Below are 19596 nucleotides of genomic sequence, written 5' to 3'. Positions count from 1 at the left end.
ATCATTGACATATGACTGGGTAACTTTAATTCTACTAACTGCCCATTTTGGGTCAAAACTGTTCCATAAATTGACGGTCAATGTAGTCCTTAAGCCTCCACCAACACTGGCAGTAACTAGCCCAAGGCCCCCAAAGGGCGATCGCCTTGCCATCTCCGGTGCCCAGCAAACTCAGGTATTGGGACTGGGGGATAAATGGTTTTAGGTCTTTGCCTAGGCCAAATCTGCACAGATTGTCGAACAATGGCTTTCCTTGGCGCACAGCAAATACCCCCGCCTTGGGTCGAGGCTCGTCTACCATGGTTGCCACATCCCCCGCCGCAAAAATATGGGGATGGGAATAGCTCTGTAGGGTTGGTTTGACCGAGATAAAGCCCCGGCTATCTAGACTTAAGCCGGATTGGGCTAACCAAGGGGCCGGACTAGCTTGGGTTACCAGAAACACAGCGTTAACCGATCGCCAATGGTCATTACTCTCAAGTTTGTAACAGGTTAATTGATTGTCATCGGGGGAAAACTCGCGCTCAATGGTGGTGACAGGACGATTTAGTAACACGGTAATATTTCGCTTCGCCAACAATTTCTCAATCAGTTTTCTGCCCTGGGCACTATGGCGCGATAACAGGGTTGCGCCCCGTTGCCAAATTTGCACATCTAACTCTATGGCGGGGAAAAACTTCGCTAAACGAGCTTGCACATTAAAAGCCAACTCCACGCCCCCGGCCCCTCCCCCGGCGATCGCCAAGGTGAATTTTTCCGGTCGATGCTGGTCAATGTTTTGCAACAGAGCTTGCCAAGCGGCTAAAAATTGGGGCACCGGCTTAGCGGGAATGCCATATTCTGCCCCGACAATATCGTCAATAAAGGGGGTGCTGCCAATGTCAAGGGAAAGGTAATCAAACCTCCACTGTCCCCGCTTCTGGGTGGTTAGTAAATTGCGCTCTGGGTCAATGGCGATCGCCTTATCTTCCCCAAAGTTAACCCCCGCTGAAGCACAGAGCCTGGGTAAATCAATATGACTTTCGGCATGGGAATAAAAGCCCGCCACATGCCCCGGTAACATACCGGAATAGGGAGTTTGGCTAACATCGCTGATTAACGTTAGGTCCACAGCGGCCAGGGGATGACGACGCCAATGTTTGAGCACCAAAGCATGGCTATGGCCTCCCCCCACCAGCAGTAGTTTCTTGGCCATTTTTGTTGATCAACTAGATCAGCATTAGGCGCATTAAATTTCCGCCACAGCCCTTTCAATTAAACGGTGGGCTAGGGTTTGGATGCCCGTATGCTCGTAGTAATTGGTGGACATATCAATAAAGGCGGCCAGGTAATCCATTTTATCCTCCGTCACCTCCATGAAATTCCGCAATTTGCCCAACACTTTCTCCCTAGTAAGCTGGCGATCGCCGACAAAACCGGTCATCCAACCCTGCACAGAACCAAAACTTTCACCGATAAAATCCAGTTGACTGCTGGTGCTATTGCCGGGAATGAGGGGCTTAATTTTGTTAAAAGTCTTGTTTTCTTCCAACTCCTTGGGGGTCAACTTTTCCAAAAAATCCATGGTGGTCAGGACAAAACTGGGACCAAAGGGAATGATGCCGTCAAAACTGATCAGCGCGGCCATGCGCATCAAGGACTCACCGCTGTAATCCGTCAGGGAACGGACAAAATCCCCAATGCTATTGCCGGGAATGCCGTTAATTTGGCAGAAAGCCACCAATTCCGCCACCAATTTAATGGACAGGTCAATGGCCTGGGCCTTTTGGGGATTGGGGGTAATTTTATTTAAAAAACCGAGGAAATTAATACTTTCTCCCACCTTATTGGCCAGGGCCGCCGCTCCCAGAGCACTGTCGGTGGAGTCCACGGTTTGGTAGAGCCAGAGGGCATTTTGATAACCCTGGGACTTATCGTTAAACAACCACACTGCCCGATCGCCAATTTGTTTCACCAAAGCAGGATCAGTTTCCCCAGTCACTTTTTTGATTGTATTTTCAAAACCAACCAAATTTTCCCATTGCCCCGGCACAACAAAATCCAGGGAATTGAGCAACATCACCGTCAACCCGCCCGTAGGTAGGTCATCCACTAACTTAAAAATTGGCTTACTCACGCAAAAAACTCCTGTTTGATCGGTGGACTATGGGTTGGGAACTTTGGTAACTAAACGGTTTTAACTTTTTTTCTAATTTCCTGTTAATTCCTGGCGCTCAAATTTTCTAGCCCCTTGAGATCAAACTTAGCCAGCCAAGCTTCCCGGTCCTGGGGAGTGAAAGACGGCGAACGGGATAAAACCTTGACCTGATAACGATCGCCCACTAACAAAGCCGTGCCAGTGGTACCCTGTTGCACTACGGGAAAACCATCAATCGCTTGGGTGCTGGCCTTAAATTTATCCGCTGCGGTGGGATTATTTTTGACGTCATTGATGGACATTACCGCCACATCTTGACCATTTTGTTTGAGTTTAATTTCCGCAAAGCCCTGCTTTTCCTGGGCAAAGACCCGTTCATACTCCCCCTCAGCTTGGGGGAAAAAGACATTGAACTCTCCCCCTTTGGAGGATTCCTTGGTGACTGCCTCAGCGCCCCGTTGGGTGCTTTCCTGTTGGGCCTGGTCAAACTGGGAAGGGGGTTGACTAGCGCAGGCGGCGGTGCCAAACCAGAGTAGGCCCAGCACCAGGGTGAGGGAAAGGAAGCGGGTGAGTCTTTTTCTCATGGTTAGGGGGGTGAGTGTTGACAGCAAAGGGAAAAATGGTAGATAGGAAGCGAGGTTGGCCGGAGTCGAACCGGCGGCCCAGCGCTTAGGAGGCGCTTGCTCTATCCGTCTGAGCTACAACCTCAGGTCAACAACTTATTCTGCCATATCCCCTAAATCATACCCTGAGCGGTGAAACCGGCCCCCGGTCAATTTCCCTGGTAGGGTACAATTCTTAATTGGCTTAGCTTTGTTTAATTTACAACCCGCCTGTCTTGGACAACGAGGGCCCGACCGGTACCCAGGGGCGTTTAGGATCGAGTGCAGTGGATTTATTTCAAACTTTTCAGACCCATAATCCTGTTATTGGCGTTGTACACCTCCTACCATTGCCAACTTCGGCCCGTTGGGGGGGCAATCTCACCGCCGTCATTGAACGGGCGGAACAAGAAGCCACGGCCCTTGCCGCTGGGGGGGTGGATGGCATTATTGTGGAAAACTTTTTCGATGCCCCTTTTCCCAAACAAAGGGTAGATCCGGCAGTGGTCAGCGCCATGACCTTAATTGTCGATCGCCTGCAAAATTTGGTGGTGGCCCCGGTGGGGATCAATGTTCTGCGTAACGATGCCCATAGTGCTTTGGCGATCGCCAGTTGTGTGGGGGCAAAATTTATCCGGGTTAATGTGCTCACGGGGGTCATGGCCACGGATCAGGGCTTGATTGAAGGCAATGCCCACGAACTGTTGCGCTATCGGCGGGAATTGGGCAGTGACGTGGCCATCCTGGCTGATGTGCTAGTGAAACACGCCCGACCCTTGGGGACGCCCAATTTGACCACCGCTGTAACGGATACCATTGAGCGAGGTTTGGCCGATGGCATTATCCTTTCTGGCTGGGCCACGGGCAGTCCCCCCAATCTAGAAGATTTGGAACTGGCCACCAACGCCGCCAAAGGCACTCCAGTGTTCATTGGCAGTGGAGCAGATGAGGACAATATTGGCCAGTTGATCCAAGCGGCCAATGGGGTAATTGTGGCCAGTTCCCTCAAACGCCACGGCAATATTAACGAAGCCATTGACCCCATCCGGGTCTCCGCTTTCATTGAAGCCATGGCCGAGGGGTTAAAGGCCAAGCCCACTAAGTCGACAGGGGTGGATGCTCCCGCGGGGACAAAATCAGTGGTTTGTTGAGGATTTTGTCGTTTAATTGCAAAATTTTGCTGGATTTAGCCAAATGAGTTTCCCTAGCATCAACTTGGGGACTAAATCTGGCGAAAAACCCGTTTTTTCCTATCTGAGCTAAACAGATGCAACAATCTTCCCCCATGGCGATCGCCAGAATTTTGGATGCCAATTTGAACCGGGCCCGGGAAGGGTTGCGGACAGTGGAGGAATGGTGTCGTTTTGGTCTGAACCATCAGCATTGGGCAGAGGAATGTAAACAACTGCGGCAAGCCCTGGCTCCCTGGCATCAAGACGATCTGCGAGCGGCGAGGGACACCCCTAATGATGTGGGCACCCAGTTGACCCATCCCCAGGAAAGCCAACGGACTGATGTGCGGGCGCTGTTGCAGGCCAATCTATGTCGGGTGCAAGAAGCGTTAAGGGTGCTGGAGGAGTACGGCAAACTACGAGATCCGGCCATGGGAGCCTGTTGCAAACAGTTACGCTACCGGGTTTATGCCCTGGAAAGCGGGTTGTTGGGGGCTAAACTAGTGCAAAAATTAAGACAATGTTCCCTTTACTTAGTCACTTCTCCCCAGGAAAATTTACTAGCTACAGTGGAAGCGGCCCTCCAATGGGGATTGAAGCTAGTCCAGTATCGAGATAAGGACACGGAAGACCAGTTAAGGTGGCAACGGGCGAAGGATTTGCGGCAATTATGCACCCAGTACGGGGCTTTATTTTTGGTCAATGACCGTGTGGACTTGGCCTTAGCAGTCAATGCTGATGGAGTACATTTAGGACAGCAGGATCTACCCATTGCGGTGGCTCGTCAACTACTGGGGCCCGATAAAATCATTGGCCGTTCCACCACTAACCCAGAGGAAATGGCCAAGGCGATCGCCGAAGGGGCAGATTACATTGGTGTGGGCCCCGTGTATGCCACCCCCACCAAAGCTGGGAAAAAACCCGCTGGTTTGGATTATGTACAGTATGCGGCCGCCAACTCCCCGCTGCCCTGGTTTGCCATTGGCGGCATTGATTCAGGGAACTTAGGGGAAGTTATGGAAGCCGGTGCCAACCAGGTGGCGATCGTCCGGGCCATTATGGAAGCCCCAGATCCCAGTCAGGCCACAGCCCAATTGTTAACTCAGTTAGGCAGGATAAATTCTTAGGCGACGGTTCGGTTCATCCCCAAAGCTATCCGACTGCAAACGGTAATGTTCCACCAGTTCGTGTTGCATCTTCCGTACATGGGGCGATCGGGGTAACAGTTCCACCGGTTGCCCTGTGGGAATAACAATCTGCTCCACAGCTAAACGGGCTTCCTCCAGGGCTTCTAACTCATCGTTACTGCCACTGCGGGTAAATAAACGCAGATCGGCCGCCTCAGCTTTGTGGGGTTCGTCCATGCCCAAAATCCGTTTCAGAGCCCGGCTAATTTGGGGAATGGTGTTGGATTTAACCCCATAGACGGGCACTTGGATGCCCTTGGCCATCTGTCGTAATTTCTGGTTGCCTTTGACGTGGGAGCGGAGGGCCAACACTGCATCGGCCTGGTGGACATCTTTGGTAACAGCCACTGGTAATTGCAAAATTTCAATCACCTGGTCTAACTGCGATCGCCCGACGCCGTAGGGGTAAACATAAACCGGCAAATCTTCACCGTTGGGCCCTGGTACCCTGACTTTGGGTTCATCATCCCCTTCCCACTGTTGCCAAGATTGTTCCAGCAACCGCTCAAAATCCCGCACTTGGTCGGCGTTGGCATGGAGAGGGGCTTGGGGTTTCATCCGCCCAGTGGAACGTAAACCTGTGGGTCTTGGCCGCAACTGGCGATCGTCCACTAACCCCAAAGAAAAATAGGGGGGTGGTTGGGGCGTTTTTTCCTGGGATTGGGCTTCCACCGTTTCGATTTGTAGCTCCCCTTGCTCATTCATATACCGTAACTGTTCCACCGGAGGGCGGCCCCGCAACAGATTATCGATGGTCAAAGCCACATCACTATGGATAGTCCATTTTTGCCGCTCCAACATTTCCACTGCCATGGCAAAGGTGGGGGGAGCTTTCCTTTCCAACACGGTTTTTTGGGAACCCCGTCGCCGGGCTTCGTCATCCCCCAATGTCACCGCTTGAATGCCCCCCACTAGGTCTGAGAGGGTAGGATTTTTGATTAAATTCTCCAAACGATTACCGTGGGCTGTACCGACCAACTGCACTCCCCGTTCGGCAATGGTGCGGGCGGCCAAAGCTTCCAATTCGGTGCCAATTTCGTCAATGACAATCACTTCCGGCATATGGTTTTCCACTGCTTCAATCATCACCTGATGTTGCAATTCCGGCCTGGCCACCTGCATTCTCCGGGCCCTACCGATCGCCGGATGGGGAATGTCCCCGTCCCCGGCAATTTCGTTGGAGGTGTCGATGATCACCACCCGTTTATGCAAATCATCTGCCAGCACCCGGGCAATTTCCCGCAGAGCAGTGGTTTTGCCTACCCCAGGTCGCCCCAGCAGCAGTAGCGATTCGCCAGTTTCCACCAGGTCTTGGATGAGGTTAATGGTGCCAAAGACCGCCCGGCCTACCCGACAGGTCAAGCCGATAATTTCGTTGGTGCGGTTACGAATGGCGCTGATGCGGTGCAAGGTTCTTTCAATACCCGCTCGGTTATCACTACTGAACAGCCCCACTCGGTCGATGGCATATTGCAAATCTTCCCTGGCGATCGGACTATCCCCCAAATAGACAGCGGTGCCGGGGAAGCGGGCCTCCGGTAATCGCCCTAGGTCCATGACCACTTCCACTAACTGTTGCCGCTGGGGGTGATCAGCGATGATGGCTTGAATAGAACGGGGCAGAATGGTTAATAGCTGTTCGAGGTCGTCAACGGGGTAATCCTGATGGGCCAGGCTAAATTCCGACATTATGATGGTAAGGGCTGAGTTTATAAAATTTTCTAATTACCTACGAAGATAACAAAGTAATCTCCAAAACTGGGATGATTTCTGCCAAAATCGACTAGTAACGTTGAAGGGCAATGGTTCCCACCGCAGTCAGAGAAAGTCTTGACCGGGAATCGCCCCAAACCAAGGGGACTAAAAATGACAACCACCATATACAGCAGAGTTATCCGCCCATTATCCCTCGGCGATCGCCGGAGTTTGTCCAAGTCTTTACTGAAAAAAATGATGGCAGTGGGCCTGGGATTAACTTTGGCTAGCTTCGGTGTGGCCCCTGCCTTTGCCCAAACCCTGAGCGAAAAAATTGTCGCCATGGAAAAGGCCCGGGAACAGGAATTTGCCGCCTATTTTGGCGAAAGTCTGGCCGAAGTGACCCAAACCCCAGAGGATATTGCCCTCACTCTACAAAAAATTGCCGCAGAAACGGGCAAAAAACCCGCCGTGTTATGGATCATTCCCGAAAAGGAATTTTTACATTTGGTACTAGTTACCCCTGACCTAGACCCCGTGGTGGTGGATTTACACGACGTACCAGAGACAGTATTAAGACCGGTAGTGGCCACCTTTCAGCGGGAATTACAACTATCCCAAACCGTCAATCGCCGGGAATCGGCCCAACAATTGTACCAATGGATTATTGCCCCCTATGCTGAAACCTTAGAAGCCCAAGGCATCGACACCTTGCTCTTTTGCTTGGGTAATGGGGTGCGGGGTTTACCCATGGCCGCTCTATTTGATGGCCAAGAATATCTCCTGGAGAAATATAGTCTGACCAATATCCCTGCTTTTAATTTGATTGATAGTAACTACAAACCACTTCACCCGGGCAATATTTTGGCCATGGGGGCATCGGAGTTTGCTGACCAAAGTCCTTTGCCAGCAGTGCCAGTGGAATTGGACAATGTCCTTTGGGCAATGACCATGGATCGTACAGACGAAAAACGTTGGCAGGGGGAAACTTTTCTTAACCAGGATTTCACCATTGATCGTTTCCAGACAGAGTTGGCCGAAAGGCAACCAAACATAGTTCACCTGGCCACCCATTCTTTTTTTCGTTCCGGTAAACCCAGTAACTCCTACATCGAGTTTTGGGACGATAAGTTGAATTTGGACAAAATGAGCCAAATAAATTGGCCGTCCTCAACTTTAGAGTTATTAGTACTGAGTGCTTGCCAAACTGCCCTGGGGGATGATGAGGCGGAACTAGGTTTTGCTGGCCTAGCCCTCAAGGCTGGGGTTAAATCGGCCTTAGCTAGCTTTTGGAATGTGGATGACGGGGCGACATTGGTACTGATGACTGAGTTCTACCGACAATTGGGTCAAACCTCCACCAAAGCCGAAGCCCTACGCCAGGCCCAACTAAAAATGCTCCGGGGAGAATTGACCTCTGAACTGGAACAGTCGGGCATTTCTCGGGGGGCGATCGCCCTGCCACCATCCCTAATTGATCTGGGGCAAACGGATTTTTCGGCTCCCTACTACTGGGCATCTTTCACCATGCTTAGTAGTCCTTGGTAAGCGTTGGTGAGCACCGGTAATCCATTAAGTTCTTGGCAGTACCCTTTGTTACTCCAGGTGGAAGCTTGGTAAATTCCACCCATAGAGGGGTGCGCTTAGACTCAATGTTATGATCTATTTAACACCCTCTCCTATCCTATTTTTTGGCAATGGCTTCTGTTTCCTCCCGGCCCAGTAACGGTCTTTCCGCCCCAGAATCCAGCACTGTTCCCTCCCCCCAAAAGATCAGTGCCCAGAGGAGTATTGCCTCTCCGGACGCCATTTCTCCCCGTATTCCCGCTGCTAACACAGCCCAAATCATCAAACTCCAGCACCATCTGGAAGGACATCGGGGCCAACGGTTTATTTTGGTAATTCAAGATTTTCCTGACCCCGATGCCCTCTCCAGTGCCTGGGCATTTCAACTGATTGCGGCCCAGTACGAAATCCAGTGTGAAATTGTTTATGCTGGCACCCTTTCCCACCAAGAAAATATTGCTTTGGTGAAGCTGACCGGCCTGCCCGCCAAGCGCTGGGGCCCGCAAACGCTCAAGGATATTGACCTCTCCGATTACCAAGGCTGTGTGTTGGTGGATAGTCAGGGCACCAATAGTCAACTGATGCCTTTAGTACAAGAAGCCGATATTCCCGTTGTGGTGATTATCGACCACCATAGCCAGCAAGAGGAAGTAGAAGCGGAGAATGCCTTTGTGGATATCCGTCCGGGCAGTCGTTCCACCGCCACCATTTTGACTGAATATCTCCAGGGGGGCACTTTAGATTTCAATAGCAGTAACCCCACCCACGTTAAATGCGCCACCGCTTTGATGCATGGCCTGCGCTCCGACACCATTAACTTGCTCCAGGCCCAGGAAGCGGAGTTTATGGCGGCGGCCTACCTCAGTCGCATCTATGATGCCCAGTTACTCAATGCAGTCTTGCAGTCGGCCCGCTCCAAACGGGTGATGGAAGTGATTGAGCGGTCTTTACAAAATCGAGTCGTACAAAATAACTTTTCCTTGGCGGGGGTAGGTTATCTCCGCTACGAGGAACGGGATGCCATTCCCCAGGCCGCGGACTTTTTAGCCACGGAGGAAAACGTACACACCGCTTTGGTTTACGGCATTGTCCATGACCGGGCCAATGATATTGAGTTAGTCATTGGTTCCCTCCGCACCAATAAGCTGACTCTAGACCCCGATGAATTTTTAAAAGATAGCTTGGGGATGGACGGTGCTGGACGCTACTACGGTGGTGGCCGCGACATGGCCGGGGGGTTTGAAATTCCCGTCGGTTTTCTAACGGGATGTAATGACCAAGCGGAATATACCAAGCTGAAATGGGAAGTGTTCGATCGCCAGTTGAAGCAGAAATTTTTCCGCCTCATTAACCCCGACCATCGGGTGGTCCATTCCTAATGCCGACTAGGATTTTTATGGCCCAGGGAAAATTGGGTTTCATCGAACTAGGCTTAACCTAAATTGACAGATTCCCGACGGGATCCTGGGCAAGGAACATGCGGTCAGTAGGCAGGGAAGCTACTGGTTCCGTGAGGGAAAAGGTGCCAGCCTCTAGCCAAGCTTTGAGGGTTTCCGCCACTTCCCGGGAACGGGCAATGCTGGCCAGGGGCGCCACCCGTACGGTTTTGCCTTCAATGGTAATTTTGCCGCTTTTGAGCTGGCCGTAGGTAACTAAACCAAAGGTGGGCCTGACCCGACGGGGAATGGAAAAATCCACCACCGGAGCCACAATGTCTTCATCCGTGACGGCACATTGCTCAATTACTTGTTCATTCAACACAGGAATGGGCACCCCCACCCCCAACATCAAAGAGGGACCATAGTTTTTCAGATAACAACCCCTCACCCAATAGGCATCCATTTGTTTGGCATCACCAATTAGGGCTAGGGTGGCTGCCGGGCCAATGGGAGTGTGGTTGGGCAGACGTTTCTGCAGAGGAAAATGTTGGGTGCCTTCCCAGGCAATGTAACCCACACCGCCCCCCAGGAAGATTTTGGTGCCAATGCCGATCGCCTGGAGGAGGGGGTCGTTAAACAGGGGGCCAATGGCGCCGGGGTTGGAGTACACCGCATTGCCCAAGCGGGGTTGCAGAGGGCCTAGGTAGGTATAAAGTAGGCGATCGCCACCGTTCACCCCCACAATGAAATTCTGATAAAGATTGCGGGGATTGTAGAGGTAAAACTGATTGATGCGGTCGGTGCTAATTACCGTTTCCAAGGTAGTGCGGGGGTAGCAGTCGGTGCCCTGGCCCACAGCCCGCAGGGGCAAACTTTTACCAGCAATTAAATCTTCAATAATATGGCCACCGCCCCTTTCCGCCAGACCTTCTCCTTCGTTGAGGTTATCACCAGTGTTGGTAATGTCCGCCGCCGCCGTTGCGCCTAAATATAAATCCACCGCTCCAAAGCCTGCATAGGCCGGGATGCCATCTAGCCAGCATTGACGAATTTTAATGGGGGGATCCGTTTGTCCGAGGTTAATCACCGCCCCGGAGGATTCCATTGGCTCAAAAGTTCCAGTGCAGACCACATCCACCTGTGCTGCTACCTTGGCAATTCCCAGTTCCCCTACTTGAGCTTTGACCTGCTCCGCTGTCCAAACCGTTGCTTGTCCCCGGCTGAGTTTATCGTTAATTTCGGCGATCGTCCGCATGGCGATGGCCCTACTAAAACTTTTCTAGCCAGTCAAAAATTCGGTCTAATTCTTCTAAACTGATCAACCCATACTGCCAAAGAATGATGGGGAGATTGTTGCTGTTGTCGATGGCGTTACAGGCGGTACGCTCGGCGATCGCCAGGGATTCGGCCGGCAGGGAAAGGTCTTGGCGGAGAAAATTTAAAAGATTTTGATAATAGTTGGGTTGACTCATGGGGGACGGAAAAAATTTTATAAAATTTGGTCTCTATTTCGGGTTGGCTGGCTGGATGCAACCAAAATTTTCGCTACGGCCATTGCAACAATCCTCCCGGCTCCATCGTCGCTGAATGGTAATGGAAAGAAGGATTAAGTTTTTATTCCACACACCCAAATATTGAAGGTTTTGGCCAGGGGGCAACAATGGGACACAGCCCAAACAGCCAAAACTTTGCAACCATTCTAGGACTGAAGTCCTGTAGACAAATTTAGGCAGGCTACAGATTATGTACCAGCCTAGGACAGTCTTATCTGCTTGCAATCTATCTTGCGATATATTTGGGCTTTGGAACCGGGGCAATAGTTAAATAAAGCTTAAGGTTCCGCAATGACGTTGGCGAAACAAGGAATCGTTTCCCTCGGGCTACTATTCTTACCACACTCCCACCCCAAAAGCTAGCCGACAAAAATTTTTTGCAATAAAGCTTGATGTTGGAGAGCAGATTTTTGCAATGGCTCCGCCTCTTTCCAAGGTTGCCGTTGCTGGAAATGATTCTGCCAAATTTGACTGAGTTCGTTGCTATCCATGGGTAAATTAGCCAGTTCCCAACCCGGTATTTCCACCTCTGCCATCAAACGACTAACTTTGGGGTCATAACTAAGGGCAAAGCAGGCACTGCCTTCTGCTGCCGCCATAATTAAACTGTGGAGTCGCATGCCAATGGTGAATTCCGCCCCCCGGAATAATCCCTTACATTCCCTAGGGTCTGGGCGGTAAAGAATTTCATAACTCCCCGGCAGTTCCACGGCGATCGCCTCGGCAATGGCTAAATCCTGGGATTTTTGCAGGGGAATGAGCCGCAAATGGGTTTGGGTCTGTTGTTGAAAGTCTTTGAGGGCTTGGGTGATTACCGCCAAACGTTCCAAGGTCAATAGACGATGGGCTCGCAAATTCACCGCCACCATGGGCAAAGGACTAGGGGAAGGGGACGCATTTTCAGCGGCTAAAGACCACACAGGGTCTGCAGCTAAAAAAGCCTTTAAGTCCCATCTTTCCACCAGCCGGAGAGAGGCCTCATCCCGCACGCTGATGCCGTTACAACCCCGCAGTACCTGTTGGGTAAACCAGCGCAACGGTGGCCTTTGGAGGGGGCCAATGCCCTGGGCCCAGGCGATGGTCTTTAAACCCCGCATCTGGGCGATCGCCATCAAACCACCGTAATAGAGGGGACTAACCACACTGGTCACATCCTGCATTAAACTGCCTCCCCCCCAGACAAAACCGTCACATTGTCCTAAAAGTTGCCAAATTTTAGGACAATCTCGGTTGTAGTGGGCTTCAACACCGTATCTCTCCTCAGTAGTCTGGGGATTGGCAGATAGCACCACTGGCTCCACCGTAGCAGGAAGCATTTGCAGTAAACAGACCAAAAGGGCCTCATCCCCGGCATTATCTTGACCGTAGTAACCGCACAGAATGACACGCATTGTTATCGGACTATTTCCTCTTGTGAACTCGCTGGCAATGGGGAAGAATTTGTTTAATTACCTTTTGGGATAACTATGGCCTTTTTGCAAACCTGGCTGGCAGACTATCAAATTCCCCTCACTCTGGCAGTTATTGTTTTTGCGTTGGTGATGTTTGTGCTGGAGTGGTTGCCCATCGACACTACCGCCATTCTCGTGGCTGTGATTTTAATGGTGTTGGGTTTAGTCACCCCCACGGAGGGTTTAGCGGGGTTTAGCAGTTCCGCCACCGTCACCATCATGGCCATGTTCATTTTAAGTTACGGCATCACCCGCACCGGCATCATCCAGGTTATTCGGGATAGTTTAATCAAATTTGGGGGCAATAGTTTACGGCGGCAACTGCTACTGATGGGGCTGATCGTCGGGCCTAGTTCCGCCTTTCTCAACAACACGGCGATCGTCGCCATTTTTTTGCCCATTGTGGAAGAGTGGGCCCGGCAGAGGCAGATTTCCGTTTCCAAGTTATTAATTCCCCTTTCCTATGCCACTATTTTGGGCGGCATGATTACCCTCCTGGGAACGTCCACTAGTATTTTGGCCAGTGGTTTGGCGGAGAAACTCACCGGGCAGGGGTTCAGCATTTTCCAGTTCACTCCCCTGGGCTTACTTACTTTTAGCCTTGGTATGACCTATGTTGTGCTGGCGGCCCCGGCTCTGTTACCAGCGAGGCGCAGTGTGTCCGATGGCAATGTGGCGGCGGAGTATCAAATTAAGGATTACGTCAGCGAAATTATTATTCCCCCCCGTTCTAGCCTGATTGGCCAAACCCTCAGACAGAGTGAAATTCAACGCAAATTTGACATCGACGTGCTGGAAATTATCCACAACGACACCCATTTCCCCCAACCCTTGGCGGACCGGGTTTTGACCATGGGGGATATTTTATTGGTGCGGGCTGGACGGGAAGATTTACTCAGAATTAAGGATGAACGGGGCATTGAAATCCTGGCCGATGTGCAATTTGTCGGTGCTGAAACTAGCCAGGCAGGCCCCCTGGAATCCTCGGAGGAAAAGGTGGCGGAGGTACTGATTCTGTCCAACTCCCGCCTCATTGGTTCCACCCTGAAGGATTTGCGTTTCCGGCAACGCTATAACGCTACGGTCATTGCCATTCGTCGGGGGGAAGAATTAATCCGTCAACGTTTAGGGAAAGTGCGCCTAAAGTTTGGAGATTTATTACTGCTCCAGGGCCCTAGGGAAAGTTTTCTTGGTTTGCAGACCACCAGGGAGCTATTGGTGTTGGAGGAAAAACCCCTGGATAATCTCCGCCTAGATAAGGCCAAAACGGCGATCGCCATTGTCGCTTTGGTAATTATCACAGCGGGGTTAGATATTTTGCCCATTAGCGTCACCAGTTGGGCTGGAGTAATGGCCATGGTGATTAGCGGTTGCCTGAAGCCGGGGGAGATTTACGGGGCCATTCGTTGGGATGTGATCTTTCTCTTAGCAGGGTTAATTCCCTTGGGCACCGCCATGGAAAATTCCGGCACCACCGCCTGGTTCGCTAGTTTTTTGGCCGATACAGGGGGGCACCTTTCCGGCTACGCTCTGCTACTTTTGTTTTACCTGGCCACGGCCCTGCTAACGGAAATTTTGTCCAATAATGCCACTGTGGTACTCATGCTCCCCATTGCCTTCCAGGTGGCCCAAAGTTTGGCCTTAAACCCTTTGGCGTTTATGTTTGTGGTTACCTTTGCCGCTTCCAATAGCTTTATGTCTCCCATTGGCTACCAAACCAACACCATGGTTTATGGCCCCGGTGGCTATCGCTTCACAGATTTTGCCCGCATTGGTGCCCCCTTGACTGTTATTCTCACCCTGGCTACGCCCCTATTGGTCATGCTGATTTACGGTGTCCAGCAAACAAATTAAACCCCTTCTCCATGGCCAAACTGAACCTTGCCCGCCGTCTTGATCGCCTGCCGCACTTTGAATGGTGGCTCTGGTTGGGCATTTTTTGTCTGGGTTTGATAGGAACTTTAAACCATGCTCCTTGGCGAGATGAAGTCAATGGCTGGTTGATTGGTCGGGATAGCGTTAATTTTGCGGATTTTTGGCGTAATGTGCGCTACGAAGGTCATCCCCTGCTGTGGTACGGGTTGCTCTGGTTATTAAACCAATTGACCCCTAACCTGCTGGCCATGCAGTTATTTCATCTGGTCTTGGCCATGGCGGCGATCGCCATTTTTTTGCGTTATAGTCCCTTTCCCCGCTGGCAAAAGTTAATCTTCTGTCTCGGTTATTTGCCTTTTTATGAATATCTCCTCATTAGTCGTAACTATGCGTTGGGCATCCTAGGACTGTTCGCCTTTTGTGCCCTGTTTCCCCGCCGCCAACAGACCTATCTCCCCCTGGCTTTTTGTTTAGCCTTCATGGCCAACAGCAACGCCTATGCCTTAATGATCAGTGTCTGCCTGGCGATCGCCTTGGGGATGGAATGGATTTGTCAAAAACCTTTGGGGGTAAACTTACAGGCTCCTTGGTGGGACAGGGGGGTAAGTGTTCTATTATTCACTGGGGCGGTGGCCCTGTCGGTGATGGTAATGGTACAACCGGGGGACAGCACCCTCCATGGCGGGGCGGATCAGTGGATTTTGCAATGGGATTGGTATCGTTTAGGGCAGGCTTTGAGCCGAGTTTGGAATGGTTACATCACAATTTTAGTTCCTTCCGATCGCCGACCTTTGGACTTGGGAATTTTTAGTCTGTTTTCCCTGATTTTTTTGGTGATTTGGTCATTATATTTCAGTGATTATCCGCTGATTTTCCTTTTTTATTTGTTAGGTAGTGGGGGAATTTTATTGTTCACCTACGGCAGATTTTTAGGTGCCCCCAGACATTTCGGTAGCCTTTATCTAGTTCTAATTGCTAGCTATTGGTTAAAATTTTACCTATCTCCCACGCCCCTGTTGCGACAAAAGTTTTGGTTGGGAATGAAGCAATGGAGTCAGAAATTAGTCCCCTATTTATTTAGTTTAATTTTAGTTTGTCAATTAATTGGGGGTTTAGTGGGATATACCAGGGATTTACTTTTACCCTATTCCGCCAGTCGGGCAGTGGCAGATTATTTAGTCAATCAAGGACTTCAAGAAGCAACTTTAGTGGGGAGTAATGATTTTATGGTTAGCCCCATTGCCGCCCACCTCAATAGAAAGATTTATTATCCAGAAAGCCAAGCCTTGGGCAGTTTTGTGATTTTTACAGCCCAAAGACAGGAAGTGGATCAACAGCAAATTTTGCAACAAATTGATCAACAATTAGGGCTTAAGCTCGCTCCACCGGTAATTCTGATTTTAAACTATCCTTTAGGGGTAACCCAGCCTGGCTTAACCATCACTCCCTTGGCAGAATTTCGCCATAGTTTTATCCAAGAGGAGCAGTATTATCTTTACCAAATTAATCGGCAAAACTAAAGTGACGGTTACGACCGGCCTTTTTCGCTTTAAATAGGGCCCGATCTGCCTGGTCAATTAATTCTGTAGGCACCATATTTGGGGATGGCACCATGGTGGTGCTGCCAATGCTCAAGGTGAGATGGGGTTGAATGATGGAACCACGGTGGGGGATTTGAGCCTGCTTAAAAATTGTCTGCAGATGGGCTACCAAGACCTGGCAACCCTGATGATTAGTTTGGGGTAACACCAAGGCAAATTCTTCCCCGCCATAACGGGCCACTAAATCAGTACCCCGCCTGATCACTCTTTCCATCAACTTAGCCACTTGTTTGAGGCATTCGTCCCCCTGGAGATGGCCATAGGTGTCATTGTATTGTTTAAAAAAGTCGATGTCACACAATACTAGGCTGAGATATTGATGGCTTTTAGCTAATTTTTGCCATTGTTGTTCCAAAAAATGATCCAAATAACGGCGGTTGCCAATGCCCGTCAGCCCATCCATGTTAGCCAGGTAATGCACCTGGGCAAATAGAGCCGATTGTTGAATGGCGATCGCCACTTGACTGCTGAGATGGCACAAAAATTCTATCTCCCAGGGTAACCATGACCGTTGTTGGTCTCCAACCCGGACCACCAGTTGCCCCCAGAGGCGATCTTCTTGATGGGGCTTTTTCTGCCAGATGGGGACTATGAGCACTCCATCCTTAGCCCTCGGTCCTAGGGTGATTGGAGCAATGGGAAGTGGGTGGAGAGAGTTAATGGTTTGGCAGGGAATCGGCTCCGTGGGCTCTCCGTTGGAATCCGGCCCCCGCTGGGGACTATGACGGCGATCGCCACTGGTTAGCAGAGATGAACTAGGTGCTGCTACTAGAATTCTGCTCGTAGTGGGGGAATAGCAACGGTAAATAACCACTTGATCAACCTGGAGAAATTTGCGAACTTCGTCCACAGTGGTCTGTAAAACAACCGATAAATCTAATGACTGCCGAATTTCTTCCAAAATACGACCCATTAGTCGTTCCCGCTCAATTTGTGTCTGCAATTGACGTTTAGTTTTCTTTCTTTCCAAGCCATAGATAATTGCTTTGGCGATCTGACTTTCCCTCAGGTATTCTTTTACTAAATAATCTTCCGCCCCCTTTTGTAGTGCCGCTAAACCCATATTTAAATCTGTGGCTGTCGTCAGTACAATAATGGGAATATGGGGAGCAAATTTTTGTATGGTGGTTAAAGCGGGAATGCCCTGACCATCCGGTAAAAATAAATCCAGCAAAACGGTGTCGAAAATACCACTCTGGAGCCGATTAATACCCTGAGCCAGGGTCCGGGCCACCTGGAGCTGTACCGCAAAAAAAGATTGACTTTCCAGCAAAATCTTGAGCAATTCCACCTGGCATTGCTGATCTTCAATCAGTAAAATTTGCAGTCTTCGCTGGCAAAAAGTCACAAAAATTCACAGATATTCTGAGGTAGAGGTTAACCAAGACAACGGTGGCGGGCAGAGGACTTCCTAAGTGCGCTGACATTATCTGATACTTGGGCTTAGGGAGTTCAATATTGCCGGGGTTCTCTCAGGGGCTAAAAGCCCATTAGATCAAGCATTGAGAGAGCCGCAGAACTTTTGCTGATGGACAAATTCTAACACCGGCCAAACCGGTTCCGCCCCAGTAAATTAACGGAAGGAAAAATAAATTAGGCGTTACACTAAAAATCGCCCTTGATCTTTTTTTCCTGTTAGTACCATGGCTCAAACTCCCCTCCGCATTGGCATTGCTGGCCCTGTGGGCTCTGGCAAAACGGCCCTTTTGGAAGCTCTTTGCAAAGCTTTAAGACAAAAATACCAGTTAGCTGTGGTCACTAACGACATTTATACCCAGGAAGATGCCCAATTTCTAGTCCGGGCAGAAGCCCTTACCCCCGATCGCATCCTTGGGGTGGAAACAGGGGGCTGTCCCCACACAGCGATTCGGGAAGATGCCAGCCTTAATTTAGCGGCGATCGCCGATTTAGAGGCCCGTTTTATGCCCCTGGATATGGTGTTTTTGGAGAGTGGGGGAGATAATTTGGCGGCTACATTTAGCCCAGAATTGGTAGATTTAACCCTATATGTGATCGATGTGGCGGCGGGGGACAAAATTCCTCGTAAGGGCGGCCCAGGAATTACCAAATCAGATTTATTGGTGATTAATAAAATAGATTTAGCACCCATGGTGGGAGCAGATTTACAGGTGATGGACCGGGATGCAAAAAAAATGCGTGGAGAAAAACCCTTTGTGTTTACTAATTTAAAAACAACTACAGGCTTAAACACTGTGGTAAACTTCATTGAACATTATTTACCAACTAAGGCTTTGGTCTAAAAGCTAAATTTAACTCAAAAAATCACAAATATTTATGAGACTAATAGATCTTCTAGGGAGCTACTCTCCAGCCATCTACCAAGTCGAACGCAGTTATTGTCCGGGGGAGTTCCTCTGTAATTTATTGACTGGAAGAGTATAAAATCTTCAAACATTTTGAGGGGAAGTAGAACAGCCTCTACTTCCATACCATCCTCAAAACCAATTATTTCAAACTGAAACCTATGCCCTGCCCATTTTATGGTTGCAAGTCTGTTATTAGTCATTATTTGAAGATTATCGATTATGCAGTTATTAATTGGATCAGGATTCCTTGTTTCGTAAACAATCCACCAATATGTGTGATGTCGAACAAAATAGTTGCCATCTGAGTTTACGCAAATTTCAACTTCTATATTTGCTGGACTTATGAAATGGCGCTGTAATATTTTTTTGCCTTGACTGTTCATTGAAACTACGATTAGTTTTAAATTGAATATCCCTTAAACTTATTTGATAAATGTAATTTTGAGCGGATAACGGTATCGAATTCCTTCATTGGCTTTAACCGCCGCCATAATTGTTACTACTAGATCAAAAACTAAAACGGCAATCAAAAGAGGGATACCAATTAATAACAGGATTAAAATGCCGGAAACAATCACATAAATCAAAATACTAATCTGGAAATTTAACGCTTCCTTAGCCTGATCATTGACAAATTCCAGCTCATCTTTCTTCATCAGCCACACCACCAACGGGGCAATGATGTTACCGAACGGCACCAGGTAACCCGCAAAGGTGCTCAAATGGGCAATCATGGCCCAGTTTCTGCTTTCTGGATCGACTTGGTTAGGTTGATTGGTCATGATTAGTACCCCACTGCGTATAGTCGGCTAAGATCAAGTCCAGTATACAGAGATTTTTTGATGGTAAAGGTTAAGTCTGCCCAGAGCCTAAATTTCTCCATCATTTCCCACTAATTATCGGCTTGACTAAGCACTAAAGTATTATTACTCTCATCCCCCCTTTCCCAGACTATGGCCTACTCTTCCCGCCCCTTGCCCCCTCGTTCACTCCCCGTACCAGCCACCGTTAGCCCAGCATTGAAAGAGGCGATCGCCCAACCGTTGCAGGG

General features: G+C 49.7%; 16 protein-coding genes and 1 tRNA gene. 7 read left to right on the top strand and 10 right to left on the bottom strand.

Annotated features, from left to right (window positions below; genetic code table 11):
• Positions 1-52: 52 nt before the first annotated feature.
• The 4 genes from IQ217_RS12675 to IQ217_RS12660 all read right to left on the bottom strand — a co-directional run bounded on the left by IQ217_RS12675 (position 53) and on the right by IQ217_RS12660 (position 2845).
• Positions 53-1195 (bottom strand): FAD-dependent oxidoreductase, encoded by a 1143-nt coding sequence (locus IQ217_RS12675; RefSeq protein WP_194020215.1) that lies wholly within the window; start codon positions 1193-1195, stop codon positions 53-55.
• Between the two features lie 33 nt (positions 1196-1228).
• On the bottom strand, positions 1229-2116 hold the full coding sequence (locus tag IQ217_RS12670; RefSeq protein WP_190597080.1) for a hypothetical protein: 888 nt from the start codon (positions 2114-2116) through the stop codon (positions 1229-1231).
• Between the two features lie 83 nt (positions 2117-2199).
• Positions 2200-2721, bottom strand: a complete 522-nt coding sequence (locus tag IQ217_RS12665; protein ID WP_194020214.1) for a hypothetical protein — start codon at positions 2719-2721, stop codon at positions 2200-2202.
• 50 nt (positions 2722-2771) lie between these two features.
• Positions 2772-2845: transfer RNA gene (locus tag IQ217_RS12660), tRNA-Arg, on the bottom strand.
• 181 nt (positions 2846-3026) lie between these two features.
• Between IQ217_RS12660 and btpA the strand changes: the two genes are divergently transcribed.
• Complete coding sequence (gene btpA, locus IQ217_RS12655; protein ID WP_194020213.1) at positions 3027-3890, top strand: photosystem I biogenesis protein BtpA; 864 nt, start codon at positions 3027-3029, stop codon at positions 3888-3890.
• A gap of 116 nt (positions 3891-4006) precedes the next feature.
• On the top strand, positions 4007-5038 hold the full coding sequence (locus IQ217_RS12650; RefSeq protein ID WP_194020212.1) for a thiamine phosphate synthase: 1032 nt from the start codon (positions 4007-4009) through the stop codon (positions 5036-5038).
• Here IQ217_RS12650 and IQ217_RS12645 read toward each other — a convergent pair.
• Complete coding sequence (locus tag IQ217_RS12645; protein ID WP_194020211.1) at positions 5018-6787, bottom strand: R3H domain-containing nucleic acid-binding protein; 1770 nt, start codon at positions 6785-6787, stop codon at positions 5018-5020. The two genes, IQ217_RS12650 and IQ217_RS12645, sit on opposite strands and share 21 nt — an antisense overlap.
• A gap of 177 nt (positions 6788-6964) precedes the next feature.
• Between IQ217_RS12645 and IQ217_RS12640 the strand changes: the two genes are divergently transcribed.
• The gene (locus IQ217_RS12640) at positions 6965-8341 is read left to right on the top strand and encodes a CHAT domain-containing protein (protein ID WP_194020210.1); all 1377 of its coding nucleotides are present in this window, start codon (positions 6965-6967) and stop codon (positions 8339-8341) included.
• 149 nt (positions 8342-8490) lie between these two features.
• Positions 8491-9738, top strand: a complete 1248-nt coding sequence (locus IQ217_RS12635; RefSeq protein ID WP_194020209.1) for a DHH family phosphoesterase — start codon at positions 8491-8493, stop codon at positions 9736-9738.
• Between the two features lie 58 nt (positions 9739-9796).
• Here IQ217_RS12635 and IQ217_RS12630 read toward each other — a convergent pair whose 3' ends face one another.
• The 3 genes from IQ217_RS12630 to csaB form a co-directional block, all read right to left on the bottom strand.
• Complete coding sequence (locus IQ217_RS12630) at positions 9797-10993, bottom strand: homocysteine biosynthesis protein (RefSeq protein WP_190597091.1); 1197 nt, start codon at positions 10991-10993, stop codon at positions 9797-9799.
• Between the two features lie 13 nt (positions 10994-11006).
• Positions 11007-11210: a DUF2949 domain-containing protein gene (locus IQ217_RS12625; protein ID WP_190597093.1), complete on the bottom strand. Its 204-nt coding sequence runs from the start codon at positions 11208-11210 to the stop codon at positions 11007-11009.
• A 440-nt stretch (positions 11211-11650) separates the two neighbouring features.
• A complete protein-coding gene (csaB, locus tag IQ217_RS12620) occupies positions 11651-12682 on the bottom strand; it encodes a polysaccharide pyruvyl transferase CsaB (RefSeq protein WP_194020208.1) in 1032 nt (343 codons plus the stop codon).
• Positions 12683-12757: 75 nt separating this feature from the next.
• On the opposite strand from csaB, the gene IQ217_RS12615 reads away from it, so the two are divergent.
• Together IQ217_RS12615 and IQ217_RS12610 are read left to right on the top strand one after the other, a co-directional pair.
• Complete coding sequence (locus tag IQ217_RS12615; protein ID WP_194020207.1) at positions 12758-14596, top strand: SLC13 family permease; 1839 nt, start codon at positions 12758-12760, stop codon at positions 14594-14596.
• A gap of 11 nt (positions 14597-14607) precedes the next feature.
• On the top strand, positions 14608-16137 hold the full coding sequence (locus IQ217_RS12610; RefSeq protein WP_194020206.1) for a hypothetical protein: 1530 nt from the start codon (positions 14608-14610) through the stop codon (positions 16135-16137).
• Here IQ217_RS12610 and rre8 read toward each other — a convergent pair.
• On the bottom strand, positions 16121-17566 hold the full coding sequence (rre8, locus tag IQ217_RS12605; protein WP_194020205.1) for a high salinity-induced biofilm formation responseregulaton Rre8: 1446 nt from the start codon (positions 17564-17566) through the stop codon (positions 16121-16123). The genes IQ217_RS12610 and rre8 overlap by 17 nt on opposite strands.
• A 295-nt stretch (positions 17567-17861) precedes the next feature.
• Between rre8 and ureG the strand changes: the two genes are divergently transcribed.
• Complete coding sequence (gene ureG, locus IQ217_RS12600) at positions 17862-18479, top strand: urease accessory protein UreG (RefSeq protein WP_194020204.1); 618 nt, start codon at positions 17862-17864, stop codon at positions 18477-18479.
• Between the two features lie 488 nt (positions 18480-18967).
• Here the strand turns inward: ureG and IQ217_RS12595 are convergent, their stop codons facing one another.
• A complete protein-coding gene (locus tag IQ217_RS12595) occupies positions 18968-19327 on the bottom strand; it encodes a DUF4870 domain-containing protein (RefSeq protein WP_190597105.1) in 360 nt (119 codons plus the stop codon).
• Between the last annotated feature and the right edge of the window lie 269 nt (positions 19328-19596).

Source organism: Synechocystis salina LEGE 00031, from assembly GCF_015207985.1.
Classification (GTDB): domain Bacteria; phylum Cyanobacteriota; class Cyanobacteriia; order Cyanobacteriales; family Microcystaceae; genus Synechocystis; species Synechocystis salina.
Note: the sequence above shows the minus strand (reverse complement) of the source record. Positions and strands in the feature narration are given on the sequence as shown.